Source organism: Aliivibrio sp. 1S175, assembly GCF_001690985.1.
Taxonomy (GTDB): domain Bacteria; phylum Pseudomonadota; class Gammaproteobacteria; order Enterobacterales; family Vibrionaceae; genus Aliivibrio.
The window spans coordinates 164,696-185,795 of record NZ_MAJS01000011.1 but is presented as its reverse complement, the minus strand read 5'-3'; the positions used below and the strand labels follow the sequence as shown (position 1 = coordinate 185,795).

Here is a 21,100-nt window from a genome sequence, read left to right as displayed (position 1 = left end):
TAACAAACGACTATGGTGTCAATAACTAATTATTAGCGTGGTTTTCATTCCACATGACACCATCTCGTATCATTGAATTAAGTATGACAACCATCTTTCTAACACAGGCAATAATAGCGAGTTTTTTGGGTTTCCCTTCAGCTACGAGGCGACTGTAAGTCGACTTAAAAACCGGGTTACATTGCATTGCTGACATCATGGCCATATAGAGAACCGTCCGTACTTGCTTACGACCTCCTTTAATTTTTCGGTGACCCTTGTAGCGTCCACTATCTCGATTCATAGGGGCTACTCCAACCAAAGCTGACGCTTTTCTATTACCAATACTTCCAAGCTCAGGGAGATTACTTATTAGCGATGCAGCAGCAACTTTTCCTATGCCAGGAACGCTCTGAAGGATTTCGTTTTTATGCTTATATTCATCACAAGATTCAATAAGTTTAATGATTTTTTCTTCTATTTTTTGGATTTGATTTTTGAAGGTTGTCAATATTGGTTTAATGGTCATCGCTAGTTCTTTCGGGAGTATTTGAAGGCGATTCTTTTCCATGGTTTGCATCGATAATAATTGATTTCTACGAATGACTAAGTCACTCATTAGTCTTATGTTTTCAGGCTTTAGAGTTGATAGTGGAGGTTCAATTCTTTCAGCGTATAAGGCAATTAATTGGGCGTCTAATTTATCTGTTTTGGCTATTTGTCCAATAGCGCCAGCAAATCGTCTTACATGAATAGGGTTGGCAACAACGTATGGAAGCTTAGCCTTTGAGCAAGCAAGAACAAAGGGGACCTCAAGCCTGCCTGTTGCCTCAATAACGATACGTTCTGGTTGATGTTTTTTAATGGTTGCTATGGCTTCTTTGATGCCTTTAGCATCATTAGAAACAGAAAAGAACAGACCTATGGGTCTGATGAAAATGTCTAGTTGAGCTTTACCGGTATCAACACCGACATTGATGCTTTGAAATGTAGGATTATTCATAATAAGCTTACTCTTGTTTGCTATAATACGGGTTCGAGACCCAGTCGACTATTCGAGTGTAGGCTTGGAGTTTATACAGCGTTCGCGTTTGTTATCGGTCTCTCGATAGAGGAGCCATGCATCAATCGAACTACGGTATAAATCAACTTTAGTTGCAGCTAAAGTCTGGGTCTCACTTTACCCTAATTGAGTGGTAAATTTGAGCTTGATCGGCATGGTAGCAAACGTGTTATGCAGGCGTTAGCTATCAGGAGTAACTATGGAATACGAAGAAGAATATAAGCTCTACTTAAAAGAGCGATCTAATGTTGGTTCAAAGGATGTAGTGGCATCATCAATAAGTAGCTATGTATCTTATCTTCGTGCTGTTGAAGAACATTTAGATATACAAATTAATCCGTCGTCTTTATCTAGTACTAGCCACGAGCATGGTTTTGTCCGCGAGTTGACAAAGCAAAATGTAGTGAGTAATAAAACAATCGCAAATTATCGTTCAGCAATGCGTCAGTATATGAATATGGTTGGGGAGTTTGGGTTAGAGAGAGGTGAAAATTATTACCTACCTTTATATGAGTTGAATGCTAGTTCGTAACAATAACCGACACACGCTTACCGCTTAAAAACTCACTCGGACTCAGAAAATTTAATGCCTTTCTAGGTCTCGAATTAATCCAAAACTCTGCCTGTTTAACCTCTTTTGCAGCAAGTTCTCCAATGGCCATTCCCTTTGGGAAAAAACGTCTTAGTAAACCATTGGTATTTTAATTCAAACCTCGTTGCCAGGAATGGTAAGGTTTAGCAAAATAAATGTCACAGTTCAGATGCTTAGCTATCTTAGCATGACCCGAAAACTCTCCGCCATTATCAAATGTGATAGTTTTGCAAAGCCCCTTAAAGGGCTTCATCATGCGATTATTCCGCGAATAACGACTTTTTTGGATTTACTACGTACTTTGCCCGTAACTAATAGCTTAGATACTCGTTCAACCATAGTCACTAAATACCCATTTTGACCATATACTGTATCACCTTCCCACAGACCGAGCTCTGCATTTTCATCAACAATAGATTGGCGTTGAGATATATCTATACGATTAGAAATTAGTTTTGCACCTGCTTCCGTGCCTTTACGTGGCTTATATCTTTTGCCTTTTCGAGGTAGAAGAGCCTTCCAATTATCTCGTTTTGTTAGGTTGTAAATGGAACTGCAAGATACTGAATTTCCCTTTTTCATTCTTCCTGCTATTTGCTCAGGACTCCAGCCTATTTCAAGAAGAAGCTTTATTATATCTTTGTCTTTTTGACTGCATTTAGTGTGTTTTTTTTACAAATGTCGCTTTTGGAAAGCGTGCCTATGTGCTTGTTCTGCACAATAGCTGCCGATAGGGCAGTGTAATAATTCAATTGAAATTGAATTATTTCTTCGCTTAAGTATTTTTCCTATTTCACGAGATGAAATACTGAGTGAACTTCGATCTGGTATCTTTCACCTAGTGTCAGTTGCTTATATTGGTTTCCCATGTGGTTACCTTGGCCTATTGTGTGAGAGCTTGAAGTTTATAGGCAACTGACTCTCTTATCTATACCAAAGTGTGTCGGTTATTCTTGGGATCGAAGGATCGCTACAAATTTGTAGCGGTCTAGCTTTACTGTAGTATCTATTAAAGATCAAAGTAATAACAATAGATACCGGACTCAGGATAATTATCTAACCCACTGAGTCCGTATAAGTATCTAATGACATTTTTATTCTACTAATACAATCTCTTACGACGATATCTTTTCAAACAATAACCACTAATAAAACTGCCTATAGCAATCGTTAATGTAATAACAGGAGCAGCCATTAAAGCCATTGTAATATATTTAGATAACTTTTCTGGTAAAAAGGAAAGAGAATAACCAAAACCGGTAAGTAATAAAATCCAAATAATAGAACTCATCCAAGCGAAGTAGTGGAATCGTGCTGATTTTTGCATTCTTAAGCCCATCATTAATGGTAAAAGGGGGCGAACCACAGGAATGAATCGAGCAGCAAATAAAGCAATTAAACCATGTTTAGCCAATAAAGAATCTACAGTTTGCAACCGATGAGCAGGAACCGCATTTATCCACTTTTGAATAGTGGGAAATTTATGCAACCAACGGCCTTGAATAAATGCTAACTGACTTCCAATCGCAGCCGCCATAATAAGACCACTAGCAATCACGGGATAACTGATAACACTTTCAGCTGCGAGTGAACCTGCAAGAATAACAACGCTATCACAAGGAAGGGGAGCTGCTGGAATAAATGCACTTTCTAACCAAATGAATAATATCAGGCAAAAGTAAATCATTGTGACACTACTTGGATTTTGTAATATTGCGAAATCTTGTTGCCATAAAGCAGTTAGAATCGAAAAAAATGAATCAAACATCGCCATTCTCCAGACGAAAGATAAGTAGTTAGCTTAATGAGGTTAAGTAGTCCGAGAGTAAGGTAACTTATTGTTAAAGTCACCAAAAATATTCATTGTCATAAAAACTTCATATTGTTTTTCTTGATAATAACGACCACATCTCAAATTGTGATCGTTATTTATAAAGTTAAGTAACTAACACCACATATTTTTACTCAAAAAAGCATCAACCAATAAAGCTAATATAAGCTTGAAGTATAATTAAATTAGTTATATCAATAAAGAAGGCACCCACAATAGGTACGACCATAAAGGCTTGTGGAGACGGACCAAATCTAGATACCAACGACCCCATATTCATCACTGCAGTAGGGGTTGCTCCCAATCCAAAACCACAATGTCCACCAACTATTACTGCCGCATCATAGTTTGAACCCATAACTCTGAAAGTTATAAAATAAGAAAACAACGCGAGAACCACAGTTTGAATAGATAAAATAATTAAGAATGGAATAGCAAGGTCAAAAATATTCCAAAGTTTCAAGCTCATAAGAGCCATCGCTAAGAATAAAGATAAAGAAACGGTGCCTAGAATATCGACTGTAACGGTATCAATTTTACGAACTTTAGTGACTTCAAAAAGATTGGTAATAAAAACGCCAATAAATAAGGCGTAAACAAAATCAGGTATTTTCAGCCACGATACACCAAAGCTACTTACAAAGTGACTTAAATGTTGAGAGCCAGCGACGCAAAGCAATAAAATAAACAGCATTTCAATAACTTTTTTTGCTGTAACTTTATCTTCTTCTCGTTCATTGTAAGTCACTAATTCAGGGAAGCGAGTATGAGTATCAACACCCGTTCCATATTCTGATTCTAAATTATGTTTTTGAATCAATTTTTGAGCAATAGGACTGCCAATTAATCCACCCATAATCAGGCCAAACGTAGCAGAAGCCATCGCTAATTCTAAAGTGTTTAAATGATAACTATCAGCAAAGGTTTGAGACCAAGCGGCACCGGTTCCATGACCTCCCGATAAAGTAATTGAACCTGCAATTAAACCAAGTAGGGGGTCTAATCCCATTGCACTAGCAAGTCCAACACCTACCGCATTTTGGATAATAATATAAAAAGAAGCGACCGCTAAGAATAAGAAAACTTTAGTACCACCTTTAATTAACTGCGTATAGTTAGCTGCAAGACCGACCGTACTGAAAAACATCAGCATAAACGTATTTTGTAAAGGTAATGAAAACTCAAGACTCACACCTTGGAAGTGTAAAACAGTAATAGAAAAAGCAACAATTAGGCCACCAACAATGGGCTCGGGGATGTTGTATTTTTTAAATACGCCAACTTTTGAGTTAATGAAGTGACCAAGGGAAAGCACTGAAATAGCGATTAAAAAAGATTCTAATGCGCCGATAGATATCGTATTTGTCATAAGTAGCTCGAAATGTAATATCAAACCAATGGGTGTGACTAGGAAGATCGAGATTATGATAACTTATTGATAAAGTCACTATAAATATTTACGTTAATAATAAATATTATAATAGCTTTTTAGTGCATTACGGTTTATATGACTTATTTAAACACAAAGACATAATAATCCCAAAACAAATACCCTGTGTGATCATTGCTGTGCCGCCATAACTAAAGAAGGGCAAAGGACTTCCCATAACAGGTAATATCCCACTAACCATCCCCATATTAATAAAGGCATATAAAAAGAAACTGAGCGCAAAGGTGCCACTAACTAAGCGATTAAATGACGAATCACACTGATAAGCCAACCAAATAACACGAGCAGTAATAAAAAGGTAAAGGCTTAATAAAAGCACGCAACCAAAAAAGCCCCACTCTTCAGCGTAAGTAGAAAAAATAAAGTCCGTATGACTTTCTGGTATGAACCCTAGTTGACCTTGGGTTGCATTTGCCCAGCCTTTTCCTCGAATACCGCCGGACCCAATCGCAATTAAGGATTGGATTATTTGATAACCAGCGCCAAGCGGATCTGATTCGGGATCAAGGAACTGAGTAACACGCTTTTTCTGATAGGCTTCCATAATAAAAACCCATAGAATTGGTATTATTACCGCAATTGCCCCAAGAAAAGAGCCTATAATTTTCCAACTCATACCAGCAAAATAAAGCACAAATAAGGCGTAGATGATCGTAAAAATGGCTCCATCAAGATCCGGTTGAATGAAAATCAATCCTGCAGGAACAGCTGTGACAAGTAAGCACACTGCGATTTTTTTAATGTCTGGCCGACCAGCATCAGCAACTAAAATCCAAGCGACCATTAATGGAATTGCAACTTTAACTAACTCTGATGGCTGAAATCGAATGGGACCAATGATTAACCAACGTTGAGAGCCATTAGTACTGTCGCCAGCAATAATTACTCCCAATAATAGGATAACGGCTAAACCATATAAGTAGGGGGTTACTCTTTCATAGGTTCGCGGTGAAATAGATGACATAACAACAATACATCCAACGGCTATCAAAGCTCGGATCAGGTGTCGTTCTAACATAGGTTCGCTAAACCCACTTGCACTCCAAACCGTGAGAGTACCAAGTAACATTAATAGTAAAATCGCAATCAATAAAGCATAGTCAATTCGGGGAGTATATTTAAACATAATGCATTAATCTTTATAAAACAGACAGGTAATCACACTCATAGCTAAGTGCATAAATATTTTTAAATATGTTTCGTTAGGGGCTTTCTACGAATACCTTAGAGTGCAGGAACAATTTATCCCATTTTATTTGAAGGCAATGGAGTAATGCTATCAATAGCAGATTTTTATGTTTCATTGGTTCTTTCTACAAAAAATACCAGTACTTAATTAGGTATTGAGATTATGGTCATACAACCAATTAATAAGCAGAGAAAATAACGGTTTTATAGAAAAAAGCAATCTTTAAGTTCTCGATAGTCAATAAATAAACGAACACCAAAGATGTTTGTTTATTAGTAATTACATAAGGTTAAAATTCAGACTCAATATCGAAACTAACCTCAACATTTGTGACAGGGTGACGAAATTTTAAATAGCCGGCATGTAAATGTAATCTTGTACCTTTAAATCCGTATAAATCATCGCCAACAATCGGGGTATTTAAACCCGCTTGATGAGCACAATGTACGCGCAACTGGTGAGTTCGACCTGTTTTTGGATAAAGGTAGACTTTTGTTTGGTTGTTGTTTCGCTCTATTACTTGAAAAGTGGTTTCTGCTTTTCGACCTTGCTTATGGTCTACCATTTGTCGTGGTCTGTCTTCTAAATCACCAGTGAGAGGTAAATTAATGATGCCATCATTTAACTCAATATTACCTTCAAGCAGCGCGGTGTAACGTTTCTCGACAGTGCGTTCAATAAACTGCTTTTGTACTTGTTTATTTGTTTCTGCCGTTAATGTTAATACTAATAGCCCTGAAGTAGACATATCTAAGCGGTGTACTATTAATGGACCGGTTGCCTCTGGATAGCGAGCTTTAATACGCGTCTGTACCGAATCGGTAATGAATTTACCAGGAACAGATAAAAACTCAGCCGGTTTGTTTACGATAACAATAGCCTCATCTTCATAAACGATCTCAAGATCTTTTTCATAAGAAGGCGTTTGTTTTAATGAATTGTCATCCAGTTCTATCCCTTCAAGCATGTGTTCTAAGATTTCAAAACACTTACTTTGACAGGCAGGATAGACATTTTTGTGTTGTCTAATTTGTTCATAAGGTGACGCCCCCCACCAAAACTCTCCGAGCGCTAAAGGGATTAGTCCCATTTTAAAGGCCGCTTGAAGTAATTTTGGTGCATTCTCTTCACTTGAGTGTGAAATTGGAGACGATTCATCAACTGCAGTGAATAAATCATATAAGCTTTTTGTTGAGCCCAATTTGTTTGTAAATTGGCAAGCTCGTAACTTTTCCATGTCTAGATTTTCAGATAGTTGTTCGCATTCATTTTCTTGCTGAGCAATCGAAGTAAGCATCGTATTATGTTGAATCGTTAATTCTGCAAGAAGCGCTTTCCATTGGTCTTTTAAGGTTTTTAATTCTCTTTTTTCTCGGCTGCTTTGATTACCAAGATCGTGAATTAACGCTTCAAGTTGTGTTGTGTTTACTGGTGATGCAGGGTTTGATTCTGCTTCTGTGCGTAATTGTTTACGCTCCTTCTTACTTTTTGCCATTGATTGTTGAAATGCAGTGATTTCTTGCTCAGCTTCTGCATTTTTTAACGCCAATTTTTCAGTAAGCGCAATAAATGCGGGGGTGCTTTTTAATGTAGATATGTGCTGGCGAAGCGTATTAATATGTTGTGTTTTTTCAGCAAAGTAAGGCTGATAATAGTGATGGTCAACAATTGCATCGACAAACAGACTAGGAGTGTCACTGTCTATTTTATGATTAGTGAACTCATTTCCTGCATAAGAAGATAAATAACCGATATCTCCTTGTTGGTTTTTAACGACAAGCACACCAAACATGTGTCCAATAGCAGTAAAGTCGTATTGCCATTCTTGTTGAGTGTCTAGGTAATGCTGTAGCTCACTCATTGCTAGTAACGCTAATGGGTGAGGGACATAGAAATATGGGAACGTAAAATTCGCAGGTAATGAATACTGATCAATGTTCGTCGAGAATCGGATAAATTGATGTTGTGTCATATTAAAACTCCGCCTCAACATTAAATGTCATTGCTTCTTTAGTCATAGGATGGGAAAGAGCCAAATAACCAGCATGAAGATGAAGTCGTTCTGCTTTCTTCCCATACAAATCATCACCCACGATAGGCATATTTAAACCTAAATGATGAGCGCAATGCACTCGTAATTGATGCGTGCGACCGGTTTTAGGGTAAAGATATACTTTGGTTTTATTGCCTTTACGCTCAATTACTTGATAAGTAGTGTCTGCTGTTTTTCCATGTTCAAAACAAACTAATTGACGAGGGCGATCATATAAGTCACCACGTAACGGTAGAGTAACTGTCCCTTTATCTTCTTTTAATACTCCATCAATAAGTGCCGTGTAACGTTTTTCAACCGTGCGATTAATAAATTGTTTTTGCAGTCGTTTATGCGCTTTACTGGTTAACCCCAACACCATCAAACCGGATGTCGCCATATCCAAACGATGAACAATTAAACCACCCGTAGCATTTGGGTAACGTTGCTTTATTCTGGAGTAAACAGAATCATGGATATTCTTCCCTGGAACCGATAAAAAATCAGCCGGTTTATTGATGATCAGCATAAACTCATCTTCATATATCACCTCTATGTCTTTTCCTTCTGCTGGGTTTATTAGTAATGGATTCTCATCCATATCTATCCCATCAAGCATATGGCCTAAAATAGGCAAACATTTACTTTGGCAAGAGGCATAGAATTTTTTATGCTGACGTATTTCTGATTTAGGAGCGATACCCCACCAGAACTCAGCTAGGGCTAAAGGTGTAAAACCATGAGCAAAAGCGTATTGAAGTAATTTTGGGGCGGCGCATTCACCTGAACCTGCAGGGGGGATATGATTCGGTGTTTCTTTGAAGATATCATTGAGATCTTTTACTACACCATATGTATTTAAGAATTTGTACTGTTGAAACAGTTTCTTTTGTAATCCGTTAGATAGATTTTTACGCGCTGTCTTGAAATTAGACAGTTCACTAGTTAATACATCTAGCTGATGCTGAATATGATGTATCTTTTCATCCCAAAAGATTTTTAAATCTCTTAGTGTGTTTTTTTCTTGTACACTTTCTTTGCCAAGCTGTATTTTTAATTGCTCTAATACTTCTTGAGAGCCATCTTTAACTTTTCTTTCTGCCTCTGCTCGTTGTTCTTTTCGTGATTTTCTTCCATCGATCATCCGTTGGCGTTGAGCTTCAAGTTTTTCCTTAGAAAGAACCGTTTCTTTTTGTAGTTCAAGGGTTAAATCAGTAAGTAATGGATTTGCTTGTTTCTGTTTTATTACGGTATTAATTTCAGTAATTTCAGCTAATTCTGTTTTAAAGAAACCATCATCTTCAAGCATATCAAAAACAGGCGGAACAAAATGAGGCAGGTGATTACTGTCAGCCACTTTTCCTGAAAAAGCAGACAAAAATCCGACTTCACCAGAAGGGTGGCGTACAAGCAATACGCCAAACATTTTACCAATGGCTTTATCGTTGCTTTCTTCTAATCCAAAGTTGTGTTGCCATTCTGTTTGGGATATCAAGTGACCCTGTAACTGATTAGCTGCTAGCTCGCATAATGGATGCGGTTCATAGTAAAACGGGAAAGTGAATCGATCAGGTAAAGAGTAGCTATCGAGAGGGTGTAAAAAAGAAGTAAAGCAAGGATCAGACATTGGCATCATCTTATCTAATTAGCAGAGTTTGTAGGGGAATAGGTGAACAAAATAAGTGATTCAAATATCAGCTTGAGAGCCATGATATTTGAATCACTAGATACAAAATAAAGAAATTATTCTGCTGCTTTTACGCGAATTTTGTCTTTATCAAACTTTTTACCATTTTCAGCTTCGATAGCGGCTAGAGCTTCTTCATCGTTTGGCATGTCAATAAAGGCAAAACCTTTAGATTCGCCAGTCGCTTCGTCTAAAACTAATGTGCAATAACCAAGAGAACCGTGAGCTTTAAACATTTCTCTTAATTCATATTCAGTCATTGTACGAGGTAAATTGCGAACTAGTAATTTCATGATTAACCGTTAAATAGTGATTTGAGGCTACGTTATAACAGAAATTGGTTCGATGTGCCAAAATGAAAATCCGAAACCGTAAAATAACCGTTTCGGATTTGTATTTAGCCTCCACCCAGAGTACTAAAGTTTATTATTGTTAACGATTTTACTTAGAAATCGTAACGTAGGCCAAATTGCAGTTGGTCGTCTTTATTGTCGATTTGTTCAAATTTGTAGCCTGCATAAGTACGGAAACTTTTATTGAGTTTGTAAATGGCTTCAATAGCCACATTGTTTTCTGTATCGGTACTGTCTACGTCTTGAAAGTTATATACGCCCTGGAAAACCCATTGGTCGAGTTTATAAGCCGCAGCCAGTTCGTAACCATTGGCGTCTTTATTATCGATTTCACCAGTAGTAAATAAGCCTGATACCATGAAGGCATTTACTGTATAGCGAATCGCGAGATTTATTTGGTCGGCATCGACAGAATTTAAGCCTGCAGAGGCTTGCTGTCCTGATGTGTAACCTAGGCCAAAGTCCAATCCCATAGGCAAAGCATACATACCAGAAATACCAAAGCTATCATCGTCTTTTTCATTGCTGGCAATGTAGTTTGCTTGCACTGTTAACGCATCAAATTCACCAGAGTATAAGAAGTTGTTTTCACGCTTATCTTGGTTGCCTGTCGTTAAATCGGCAGCATCACCACCAAACGTAGCAAGAATATCGGTGTAATCAGTCAGCATAACTTGCGCTGAATCTTGTTGGCCGTAAGAGAAATTACCAACGGTAGTGCTTAAGCCTGCAAATAAGTAACGGGTATTTACCGTATTATTCTTACCACTCCCAATTTCGACTTCATAAGTACCAAAGGCACCTAAGCTTTCATTGATTTTTGTTTTACCTTTTAAATTAATACGTGCACGACTTTTATCTTTAAATGAGCTGTTGTCTATTGTTTCATTATTGTCGGATATATTCGCTCGTGCTTCGGCTCTGCCACCAACTTTCAATTGAGTGTTGTCTTGATCATAAACGGTTGCAGCGAAAAGTGAAGTTGATGCAAGAGACGACAATATAGCGGTTGATAGTAGTAATTTTTTCATTAGATTCCATACCTTTAAAGTAACCAAAACAATCCGTTTTGGTGTAATTGTTTGCTTGGTATCTAAGATAAAAAAACTATATGAAAGATTGATGTAAGTTTTATTTAAGATTTATAAAAGTAATGTGTCAGTAAAATGACCGACACATTACCATTGATAAGATGCGTATTATTTAGAAGGGATCCGTTTGATGTTTTTCTTGTGACGTTTGTCTTCATCAAGTAATTGGCATGTCGCGCAATTCTTCTTGCCATCGATTTTGTATTTCATGCAACAGGTTTCGCGTTGCACATACAAAATGGCTTGAGTTGTATTTTCTGCCACTCGAACATGAGCCAATCCTTTGCCTATATCTGGCATGATGTTGTCGACCCATTTATCGGCTTCTGGGGCAATATCATTCGCTTGTTTATGGGATATGCCATTTTCGGTTAAACGCATAAAGAAAACACTGACAGCTAACGATACGGCCCCCCAAAATGGTCGATGTTTCAATTTTTCTTGTTCAAAGAGAACGCTTAATCCACCGCCGACTTGTTGTAAAAGGTGCGTAAAGGCCAGATCCAGCTCTTCATGATTGCTTACGGTTGTCGCTTGAGACTCAGAAGAAAGAGGATCATCAGAAAGACAAACAAAAGGGCAGTGTTTATTAATTTGTAATGATTTTATTTTCTCACCATTTGGGGTTGAAATGAAAATATCATTAAACTGAATAATAGGAACACGATTGAACTTTAGACGCAGAGCCACCAAACTGGTGAAAAATTGGTTGTTAAATGATTTTAGCCACATAGAAGCCGCAACGTTTTGATTAACCTCATTCTTTTTAGCAAACAACTCAATGGCAGAATGTAAGTGTTGTGGTAACCATTGATTTAAAGCTAGATGATCTTTCTGTATCTTCTTTGGATCAGAGGTTTTAAGTTTAATATTATCGTCAGCATTGCGCAGCCATGCCAATTGCTCTTCTAAAGTATGGCATGGATCGGATGACTTTTTGCTGTGCCAAATTGGCTGTAGTTGAGCTGAAATATGCATAAAGGGACTACTTAGTAATTATTCTTATTTGTATTTAAAACGCCGGATAGATTACACCTAAACTTGCATAACGTGAAGCACCGGTAACATCCGGTTCATTACTTGCTAGGTCGTGAACGCGTTGGTGAGCAAGCCAAGCAAAGGCCATCGCTTCCATGTTATCACTATCTACATTGTAGTCGTTGGTGGTGGATACTGCCCACTTAGGAAGGTGGTGTTGCAATCGTTCCATCAAATATTGATTATGCGCGCCACCACCACATACCAGTAATTTGGTTTCGCTACCAACGCGAAACTTAGTTATTTGGTCAACAATGGTCGTGACGGTAAATTCTAATAAAGTTGTTTGTACGTCCTGTGCTTTATAGGATTGATTTTCAATGTATTGAGTAAACCATTCTAAGTTAAACAACTCACGCCCTGTGCTTTTAGGATAAGGTCGAGCAAAATACGAGTGTTGTTTTAGTTTGCTTAATAATGGATGAATGATGATGCCGTTGCGAGCCCATTCACCATTGTGATCATAATTCTTTTGCTTATGCTCATATATCCAGGCATCCATCAACATATTACCAGGGCCAGTATCATAACCAATGACTGGCGAATTTTTTTGAAGAATCGAGATGTTAGAAATACCGCCAATGTTTAGCACAATAAGTGTACTTTCTGGCTTGCCAAATAAAGTGTGATGAAATGCAGGAACCAATGGTGCGCCCTGACCACCAAGCGCCATGTCTTTGCGACGAAAATCGGCAATCGTATTAATTCCCGTTTTCGCCGCGATAATATTGGCATCTCCTAATTGAGTCGTAAATGGGTATTGAGTATCAGGGGAGTGAAAGAGCGTTTGTCCATGGCTACCAATCGCAGTAATACTGGCAGGATCAACAGAGAGAGTGTTGAGTAAATGTAAGGTCGCATCTGCAAATAAATGCCCTAAGCGATGATCTATTTCCCCAATCATTTTTAAATTGGTGGCTTGCCCAGTACAAACAGACAATACATCGGATTTTAATTGAGCATCCATTGGGTAATCTGCGTGACCGAGAAGTGTAATTTCTGTACCGTTGGTTTCAACTAATACGGCATCTACACCGTCTAAACTCGTGCCTGACATTAAGCCTACGTATTTTTCCATCTTAATCTCTCCATATTTAATGTCGCTATCTGCATTTTATCATGGTCAATAAAACTGAAACTCATTGTGCCATAGAATAAGTGAAATATACCTAGGGTTTGTTTGAGATTTCGAACCTAAGTTCAAGATATAAGATTTTAAAACGACAAAGAGCGTGATACTTTAAGCCTATAAAAATTAAGATGATTTGGAGAATGTAATGGGTCCGTTATGGCTAGATGTTGAAGGGTATGAAATTGATGCAGAAGAGCGTGAGCTACTTCAGCATCCTACTGTGGGAGGTTTAATCCTTTTTGCTCGTAATTATCATGACTCAAAGCAATTAGCAGCATTAACCGCTTCTATTCGTAAAGCGGCAGGGCGTCCAATCCTTATTGGAGTGGATCAAGAAGGCGGTCGAGTTCAGCGTTTTAGAGATGAATTTACGCTTATTCCACCAGCGCAAGCGTATGCTGAAATGGATAATGGTCTTGAGTTAGCGAAAACGGCAGGCTGGTTATTGTGTTCAGAGCTCGTTGCTCATGACATCGATCTTACGTTTGCACCAGTGCTTGATAATGGTTTTGATTGTAAAGCCATTGGCAACCGTGCATTTGGTGACGATATTAATACCATCGTTAAATACAGCACGGCCTTTATGAAAGGCATGAAATCAGCAGGAACATCGACAACAGGGAAACATTTCCCTGGGCATGGTGGTGTGATAGCTGATTCTCATTTAGAAACCCCTTATGATCACCGTGATAATATTTTTGAACTCGATATGGCGATTTTTAAAGCACAAATCGACGCGGGTATTTTGGATGCGATGATGCCAGCTCATGTTATCTACCCTGAGTATGATGCATCACCTGCGAGTGGATCTTCATATTGGTTGAAAGACGTACTGCGTAAACAGCTTAACTTTAACGGCTTGGTGTTCTCTGATGACTTGAGCATGGAAGGTGCCACGATCATGGGTGGGCCAGCAGAGCGATCTCAGCAAGCATTAGATGCAGGTTGTGACATGGTATTGATGTGCAATAATCGAAAATCAGCCGTAGAAGTATTAGATAACCTAGCTATTCAAACGGTAGAAAAAGCTAATTTATTATTGAAAACACAACATTTCGATAGAAAAACGTTATTAAGTAGTAAGGAATGGAAAAGTGCGAATGAGATCGTTACCCGCGCTTATGATCGCTGGAAAAAGTGATCACTTGAGTAATGAGTAGCTTTTAGAGATAAATAAAAACGCACAAGATTTATACTTGTGCGTTTATTTTATTTATTGAAGTCTAAGCAGCGATGTTCTCTTTATATCGCTTCCGTCATAAGCATTTTGTAATGTAAAAATATGACGATTATTGGATTCAAAAACAAAAAATGGCCACTCTGTGTAATTTCTCCCATCTATCATAGAGGTTGTTTCTTCATAGCGCGTGATTTCTGCATTATTTGATTTTTGTAGTTGTCTGATCATGTTAAATGGGTATTCTTCAATAATCCATAGATAAGCGCCTGTATCAAAAAGATGTTTTAATTTAGCCGTTTCATTTAACTCTACATCACTCACATAATTTTGTAATGGAAGTTGTCCTACGTGAGTCATATCCATAAATTCAAAGTCAGAGATGAAAAAATAATCTCCTGTTTGTGAATAATAATAATTTCCAGTCCGGTCAAACCAAAAATCATCACCATGATCATAAGTACCATGATAAACATCCGATTTTGGTTGCTCATCCCAACGTTCTGAATCTAATATAACTTTTGAGAATGAGCGAGGGCTTGAGTTTATATCTTGTGTATACAAAGCTTCACCATTTGGCGTCACTTTTAATATTGGTCCGCCATAAAACTCGCTTGAATTACTGGTTTCAATATCACCAGTATTAATGTTTATTCGCTCTAAAGCCTGCCAATTATACCCAGTACTTATCGTATAAACGTGATCTCCTTTTACTGCAATATTTGATTGGCTGGAATTTGAGTTTAAAAGTTTTTGGAAAGAGGTTGATGGACTTGCTTTATTATAATCTATAACAAAAACACCATAATATTGACTAACTGCAATTCGGCCTTGTTTTTCACTATGATCAACGGATAGATTTTTAGGATAGCTTGTAAGTGCAAATTTTTCTGTTGTATTACTGCTTATGTCATAAACGTAGATAGCATTTTCAGGGGATTCTGATGTCATAACTAAAACATCTAACCCTTGTATATATTCAGCTTCATTAACTATGAAATCAAATGCTAGAGGGGCATTTATGGCAATTGATTCGTCACCACTAGCAAGAGGAGAGTTAACTTTATAGGTCATAGGAATACTCAGTGGGCTTCCTTTGACTGGGTAGAGACATTCGGCATCATAACAAGCATTGAGCTTAAATTCTTTACTATGCGTATCAATTAATAGGTTACCGGGTAACTTTAAGCCTAGGTCAAGGTCAAATAAATACCCCGTTCGTTGTGTGACATTAAATTTATTAATTAATTCGCTATCGTTTCCCCGATTAAAGATAATTGAATTGCTATTACTGCCAGTAACTGAAATTTCTTTTGAGGTGAAGTTATCGGTAATATTAGCATCATCATAATTGTATTCTCGATTTATTGTAGACTCTGCACTTACCATCCTAATTTCATCGTCTAAGCTTACGTTATAATTGATGGAGGCATTAATTGGAGAGCCAGACACTTGTTCATTACAATATTCATCATAGCAAAAATTGATAGAGATATTGTGTGTTGATTGGCCATCACCAACAGCGTAACCAGGAATAAAATCAACCTCAAGATTACCAGTGCTGTCTGAGGTGATATTCATATAGGTTGATTTGATAGCGATGCTGTCATAAAACGCACCAAAATAGAGGTTTTTTGAGGTCGTTCCTCTTGAATTTACAGGTATAATGACTCGTGTTGATTCTGTCGCATTACCCTGTACGCTAACATGTGGTGAAGAGCTGAATACGTGTAAACTTCCGCCATTACTTCCACCGCCACTATCGCTATCTCCACCGCAACCAGCAAGAAGGGCTACAATAGAAAGAGTTAAAATTTTATACATATATATTCCTCTATTTTGGTTAGTATTTTGAAGTAATATCACATTATTTAATGATTTCAATATGAGATTATTAAACTCGCGGTGAAGTTAGATATTGAAATAAATAACCTTCGATTGGCTTCAAACTTAATATCAATAGGAATGTAATATTACAAATATCAATTAAGCCCCTCCGTTGTATATGACATGAAAATTAGAGATTTTTAGGTAAGTATTTTCTTTTCAGTTCAGAATTTTCATAGATAAGCTATAATCGATCTTTGAATTTTACTTATTGGATACTGAACAGATGACGAAAAAATTGACGATTCTTGATATAGCTAAAATGGCTGGTGTTGGAAAATCGACGGTTTCTCGTGTTTTAACCAATGATCCAAAAGTGAAGCCAGAAACCCGCCTCAAAGTAGAACAGATAATCAAAGAGTCTGGTTTTACTCCCTCTAAGTCGGCTCAAAGCATGCGTGGTGGCAGTCAAAAAGTAATAGGGATCATCACATCTCGCCTTGATTCACCTTCAGAAAATAAAGCCATTAGCGGCATTTTAGAGATTATTTATCAGCAAGGTTATGATGCCGTGATCATGGAGAGCCAGTTTGATACTCAAAAAACCAACGAGCACTTAGAGGTCTTAAGAAAACGGAGTGTAGATGGCGTCATTCTATTTGGTTTTACAGACTGTGATATGGCTGAAATTGAGCGTTGGAATGAGCGCATTATTGTGATCGCAATGGACACGGATAAGGTGAGCTCAATTAATTACGACAATCATGGCGTTATCAGACAAGCGTTACATTACCTTTCTGAACTACACTTAACGAATATCGCGTATGTCGGTGTTGATCCTAGCGATAAAACAACGGGTAAATTACGTTTGGATGCTTACCTTGAATGGTGCCAAGAGCATGATATTTTACCAAAATTTGCCACAGGTCAGTTAGATCACAAAAGTGCTTATGCGTTAGTTGATTCGGTTCTTGATGATGAAATTCAAGCCATTGTTTGTGCTAGTGATACGTTAGCCTTAGGGGTTGCCAAACGTCTTCAAGAGTTGCAACGCAATGATATTCAGATCACTGGTGTCGGTGGTAATGAGCTGCTTTCATTTCTCTTCCCCAACATTATTAGTATTAACCCAGGCTATCAATATGCAGGGGAGAGTGCCGCCAAGCAGCTTTTACAGCAATTAGAATCGAGCGCAAGTATCGCACACTTAACCCAGCCTTTATCTCTTTAATATTGTCTAAAAAACCCGCTTTATTGTGATCTGATTCACCTTGTGGGATTGTTCCCATTTATTTTTTGTTTCATCTTTGTAATTATACTTAAAACGAGAATGGGAACATTCCCATAAATATAAAATAACAATCAACGTGGACAAAGGTATGAGTAAAATAGAGAGAAAGGACGTACAACGTTTGATCGAACTGATCGGGGGATCAGAAAATATTGCTAGCGTAAGTCATTGTTTGACTCGCTTACGTTTTGTATTAAATAACACCAAAGGTGCTGATGTAAAAGCGATTGAAAAAATCCCAATGGTAAAAGGGTGTTTTACCAACGCAGGGCAGTTTCAAGTTGTTATTGGCACTGAAGTGGATGAAGTCTTTAAGATATTGAATGAACTTTCGGGCGATAAAGGTGAGTCAAAAGAGGATGCAAAACTCGCAGCTCGCCAAAATATGAATATATTAGAGCGTGGTATTTCGCATCTTGCTGAAATATTTGTTCCATTACTGCCTGCTATTATCACTGGTGGTTTGATTCTAGGTTTTAGAAATGTCATTGGCGATCTAAAAATGTTTGATGGCCAAACCTTGGTTGAAATCAGCCAGTTTTGGGCAACCGTTCATTCATTCTTATGGTTGATTGGTGAAGCGATATTCTTCTTCTTACCTGTTGGCGTGTGTTGGTCAACGGTGAAAAAGTTAGGTGGTACGCCAATTTTAGGTATTACATTAGGGGTGACGTTAGTATCACCACAATTGATGAATGCTTATCTTATAGGTAAACAAGTTCCCGAGGTATGGGATTTTGGCTTGTTTGTTATCGAGAAAGTCGGTTATCAAGCACAAGTTATTCCTGCAATGCTAGCAGGGGTTGCACTGGCTTTTATTGAAACCAACTTAAAGCGCATCGTTCCTTCTTATCTATACCTTGTAGTTGTGCCATTTGTTTCTATTTTGTTGTCTGTCGTATTAGCTCACGCATTCATCGGTCCATTTGGTCGAGTGCTTGGTGACGGTGTTGCGATGGCTGCTAAAGCGGCTATGACTGGAGATTTTGCGATTGTTGGGTCTGTGATCTTTGGTTTCTTCTATGCGCCATTGGTTATTACGGGTATTCACCACACAACCAATGCGGTTGATTTACAGTTAATGCAAGAGTTAGGTGGTACACCTATTTGGCCATTAATTGCATTATCAAACATTGCTCAGGCGTCTGCTGTTGTTGGGATTATCATTATCAGTAAGAAAAGTGGCGAGCGAGACATTTCAGTGCCTGCCGCGATTTCAGCTTATCTTGGTGTGACTGAGCCTGCGATGTACGGGATTAACTTAAAATATAAATTTCCAATGTTAAGCGCAATGATTGGTTCTGCTATGGCTGCGGCTATTTGTGGTGGGGCCGGTGTGATGGCAAATGGTATTGGTGTTGGTGGTTTACCCGGTATTCTTTCTATCCAGCCACAATATTGGGGGATCTATAGTATTGCCATGCTAGTCGCTATTTTTGTTCCAGCGATTTTAACATTAGCGATGTATAAACGCGCACAGGCAAAAGATCAGCTAGATGTATCAGCGGCATAAGCCGTAATAAACAAATATAAAATAACACCTCTGCATGATATGAATAAATACAGGGGTGTTCTCTTTTTCAGTGGTTGAGAGAATAAACATGACAAATTCAGAATGGTGGCGTACAGCGACTATCTATCAAATTTACCCAAAAAGTTTTTGTGACAGTAGCGATAAAGGGACTGGTGATATTCAAGGTGTTATTTCTAAATTAGATTACCTTCAAAAACTGGGTGTCGATGCAATATGGCTAACACCCGTTTATCAATCTCCGATGATCGATAATGGGTATGACATCGCTGATTATTACTCAATTAATCCAGATTTTGGCACCATGGCTGACTTTGATAATCTACTTGAACAAGCAAAGTCTCGTGGTATACGCATTATTATGGATATTGTGGTTAACCATACCTCGACAGAGCATCATTGGTTTCAATCTGCTTTGGGAAATAAAGAGAGTGAATTCCGTGATTACTACATTTGGAAAGATCCAATCGATGGAAAAGCCCCAACTAATTGGCAATCCAAATTTGGTGGCAATGCATGGGCGCTAGATGAAGCGACAAATCAATACTATTTACATCTGTTTGCTAAAGAGCAAGCGGATTTAAACTGGGAAAATCCAAAGGTTCGCCAAGAAGTAAAAGAAATCATTAGTTTTTGGGCAGAGAAAGGGGTTGATGGTTTTCGTTTAGATGTTATTAACCTTATTTCAAAACCGAATGAATTTATTAACGATGAAAGTGGCGATGGACGTCGTTTTTATACCGATGGTCCTAAAGTTCATCAATATCTACAAGAGATCAGCGACGCCGTTTTTCAAAAGTACGGCTCTGTTACTGTAGGTGAAATGTCATCAACCACGTTAGAACATTGTCAGCAATACTCTGCTCAAGATGGTAAAGAATTATCGATGGTATTTAATTTCCATCATCTTAAAGCTGATTACAAAAATGGAGAAAAGTGGACCAAAGCTCCGTTTGATTTTTTATCGTTAAAGTCGATCTTCAATCATTGGCAAACTGGCTTAAATGGCAAAGGTTGGGGCGCTCTTTTTTGGTGCAACCATGATCAACCAAGAGTGGTGAGTCGCTTAGGTAATGATAAAGAGTACCGTGAATTATCAGCCAAGATGCTTGCTTCCTCAATACACATGATGCAAGGAACACCGTATATATATCAAGGTGAAGAGATTGGGATGACCAACCCACATTATACGTCTATTGAACAATATCGTGATCTTGAAAGTACCAATATGTACAACATCATGGTGAACCAAGATAAGTCAGTTTCAAACGATGAGATGCTTGAGATTTTAGACCAGAAATCTCGAGATAATTCACGTACCCCAATGCAATGGAATGATTCGGACAATGCTGGGTTTACTCAAGGAAAACCATGGTTGTCGATTGCGACTAACTATAAGAGTATAAATGCAGAAAAAGCAGTCAGTGATTCAAGTTCCGTGTTTTACTTTTATCAGAAATTGATTCAGTTGCGTAAGCGTCTTGATGTCATTACTACTGGGGATTATCGCGATCTAATGCCTGACCATAAATCTCTATTTTGTTACCAGCGTGAAAATACGACGCATCGTTTGATTGCGGTACATAATTTTTACGGTAATGACGTTCCTGTTACTTTAGATTTAACAGGGAAGCAATCGGAGTACATTTTAGCTAACTACGATGATGTCGGATCTACACCGCCGCAAGAGAATGGGATGCTGCGTCCGTATGAATGCCGCGTTGTATTAATCCAAAAGTAATGTAAATGATAAGCTACAAGCACTGAATTGACGTAAAAAAAGCCCTGAAAATCATTACGACTCTCAGGGCTTTTTAATACTTTAATTTAGCGAGTT

Annotated in this window: 16 protein-coding genes and 1 pseudogene; 5 read left to right on the top strand and 12 right to left on the bottom strand. The window is 38.0% G+C overall.

Annotation, left to right across the window (positions count from 1 at the left end; all coding sequences use genetic code 11):
- Positions 1 to 25 precede the first annotated feature (25 nt).
- Positions 26 to 982 (bottom strand): IS110 family transposase, encoded by a 957-nt coding sequence (locus tag A6E06_RS06090; RefSeq protein WP_065593614.1) that lies wholly within the window; start codon positions 980 to 982, stop codon positions 26 to 28.
- Between the two features lie 259 nt (positions 983 to 1,241).
- Between A6E06_RS06090 and A6E06_RS06085 the strand changes: the two genes are divergently transcribed.
- Positions 1,242 to 1,574, top strand: a complete 333-nt coding sequence (locus tag A6E06_RS06085; protein WP_065593073.1) for a site-specific integrase — start codon at positions 1,242 to 1,244, stop codon at positions 1,572 to 1,574.
- On the opposite strand, the pseudogene A6E06_RS19545 reads toward A6E06_RS06085, so the two are convergent.
- The 10 genes and pseudogenes from A6E06_RS19545 to A6E06_RS06030 form a co-directional block, all read right to left on the bottom strand.
- Positions 1,564 to 2,503, bottom strand: a pseudogene (locus tag A6E06_RS19545) (IS30 family transposase). The gene A6E06_RS06085 and the pseudogene A6E06_RS19545 sit on opposite strands and share 11 nt — an antisense overlap.
- Before the next feature lie 233 nt (positions 2,504 to 2,736).
- Positions 2,737 to 3,402, bottom strand: a complete 666-nt coding sequence (locus tag A6E06_RS06070; protein WP_065593075.1) for a DedA family protein — start codon at positions 3,400 to 3,402, stop codon at positions 2,737 to 2,739.
- Between the two features lie 208 nt (positions 3,403 to 3,610).
- On the bottom strand, positions 3,611 to 4,834 hold the full coding sequence (gltS, locus tag A6E06_RS06065; protein WP_065593076.1) for a sodium/glutamate symporter: 1,224 nt from the start codon (positions 4,832 to 4,834) through the stop codon (positions 3,611 to 3,613).
- A 127-nt stretch (positions 4,835 to 4,961) separates the two neighbouring features.
- On the bottom strand, positions 4,962 to 6,041 hold the full coding sequence (rodA, locus tag A6E06_RS06060; RefSeq protein ID WP_065593077.1) for a rod shape-determining protein RodA: 1,080 nt from the start codon (positions 6,039 to 6,041) through the stop codon (positions 4,962 to 4,964).
- Positions 6,042 to 6,393: 352 nt separating this feature from the next.
- Positions 6,394 to 8,076 (bottom strand): RluA family pseudouridine synthase, encoded by a 1,683-nt coding sequence (locus tag A6E06_RS06055; protein WP_065593078.1) that lies wholly within the window; start codon positions 8,074 to 8,076, stop codon positions 6,394 to 6,396.
- A 1-nt stretch (position 8,077) separates the two neighbouring features.
- Positions 8,078 to 9,769, bottom strand: coding sequence for an RluA family pseudouridine synthase (locus tag A6E06_RS06050; protein WP_065593079.1), 1,692 nt, complete (start codon positions 9,767 to 9,769; stop codon positions 8,078 to 8,080).
- A 110-nt stretch (positions 9,770 to 9,879) separates the two neighbouring features.
- A complete protein-coding gene (locus tag A6E06_RS06045; RefSeq protein WP_065593080.1) occupies positions 9,880 to 10,116 on the bottom strand; it encodes an RNA-binding protein in 237 nt (78 codons plus the stop codon).
- A 152-nt stretch (positions 10,117 to 10,268) separates the two neighbouring features.
- Entirely contained in the window at positions 10,269 to 11,207 is a 939-nt protein-coding gene (locus tag A6E06_RS06040) for a porin (RefSeq protein WP_065593081.1), read from the bottom strand.
- 168 nt (positions 11,208 to 11,375) lie between these two features.
- Complete coding sequence (locus A6E06_RS06035; protein WP_065593082.1) at positions 11,376 to 12,245, bottom strand: (2Fe-2S)-binding protein; 870 nt, start codon at positions 12,243 to 12,245, stop codon at positions 11,376 to 11,378.
- A gap of 34 nt (positions 12,246 to 12,279) precedes the next feature.
- Complete coding sequence (locus A6E06_RS06030) at positions 12,280 to 13,383, bottom strand: anhydro-N-acetylmuramic acid kinase (RefSeq protein WP_065593083.1); 1,104 nt, start codon at positions 13,381 to 13,383, stop codon at positions 12,280 to 12,282.
- Between the two features lie 199 nt (positions 13,384 to 13,582).
- Between A6E06_RS06030 and nagZ the strand changes: the two genes are divergently transcribed.
- Positions 13,583 to 14,578 (top strand): beta-N-acetylhexosaminidase, encoded by a 996-nt coding sequence (nagZ, locus tag A6E06_RS06025; RefSeq protein ID WP_065593084.1) that lies wholly within the window; start codon positions 13,583 to 13,585, stop codon positions 14,576 to 14,578.
- A 72-nt stretch (positions 14,579 to 14,650) separates the two neighbouring features.
- Here the strand turns inward: nagZ and A6E06_RS06020 are convergent, their stop codons facing one another.
- Positions 14,651 to 16,438 carry a hypothetical protein gene (locus tag A6E06_RS06020; protein ID WP_065593085.1) on the bottom strand — a complete coding sequence of 596 codons (1,788 nt, stop codon included), beginning with the start codon at positions 16,436 to 16,438 and terminating at the stop codon, positions 14,651 to 14,653.
- Between the two features lie 289 nt (positions 16,439 to 16,727).
- On the opposite strand from A6E06_RS06020, the gene treR reads away from it, so the two are divergent.
- The 3 genes from treR to treC all read left to right on the top strand — a co-directional run bounded on the left by treR (position 16,728) and on the right by treC (position 21,004).
- On the top strand, positions 16,728 to 17,672 hold the full coding sequence (gene treR, locus A6E06_RS06015) for a trehalose operon repressor TreR (protein WP_065593086.1): 945 nt from the start codon (positions 16,728 to 16,730) through the stop codon (positions 17,670 to 17,672).
- Between the two features lie 148 nt (positions 17,673 to 17,820).
- Positions 17,821 to 19,245, top strand: a complete 1,425-nt coding sequence (gene treB, locus A6E06_RS06010) for a PTS trehalose transporter subunit IIBC (RefSeq protein ID WP_065593087.1) — start codon at positions 17,821 to 17,823, stop codon at positions 19,243 to 19,245.
- Positions 19,246 to 19,333: 88 nt separating this feature from the next.
- Positions 19,334 to 21,004 (top strand): alpha,alpha-phosphotrehalase, encoded by a 1,671-nt coding sequence (treC, locus tag A6E06_RS06005; RefSeq protein WP_065593088.1) that lies wholly within the window; start codon positions 19,334 to 19,336, stop codon positions 21,002 to 21,004.
- Positions 21,005 to 21,100 lie beyond the last annotated feature (96 nt).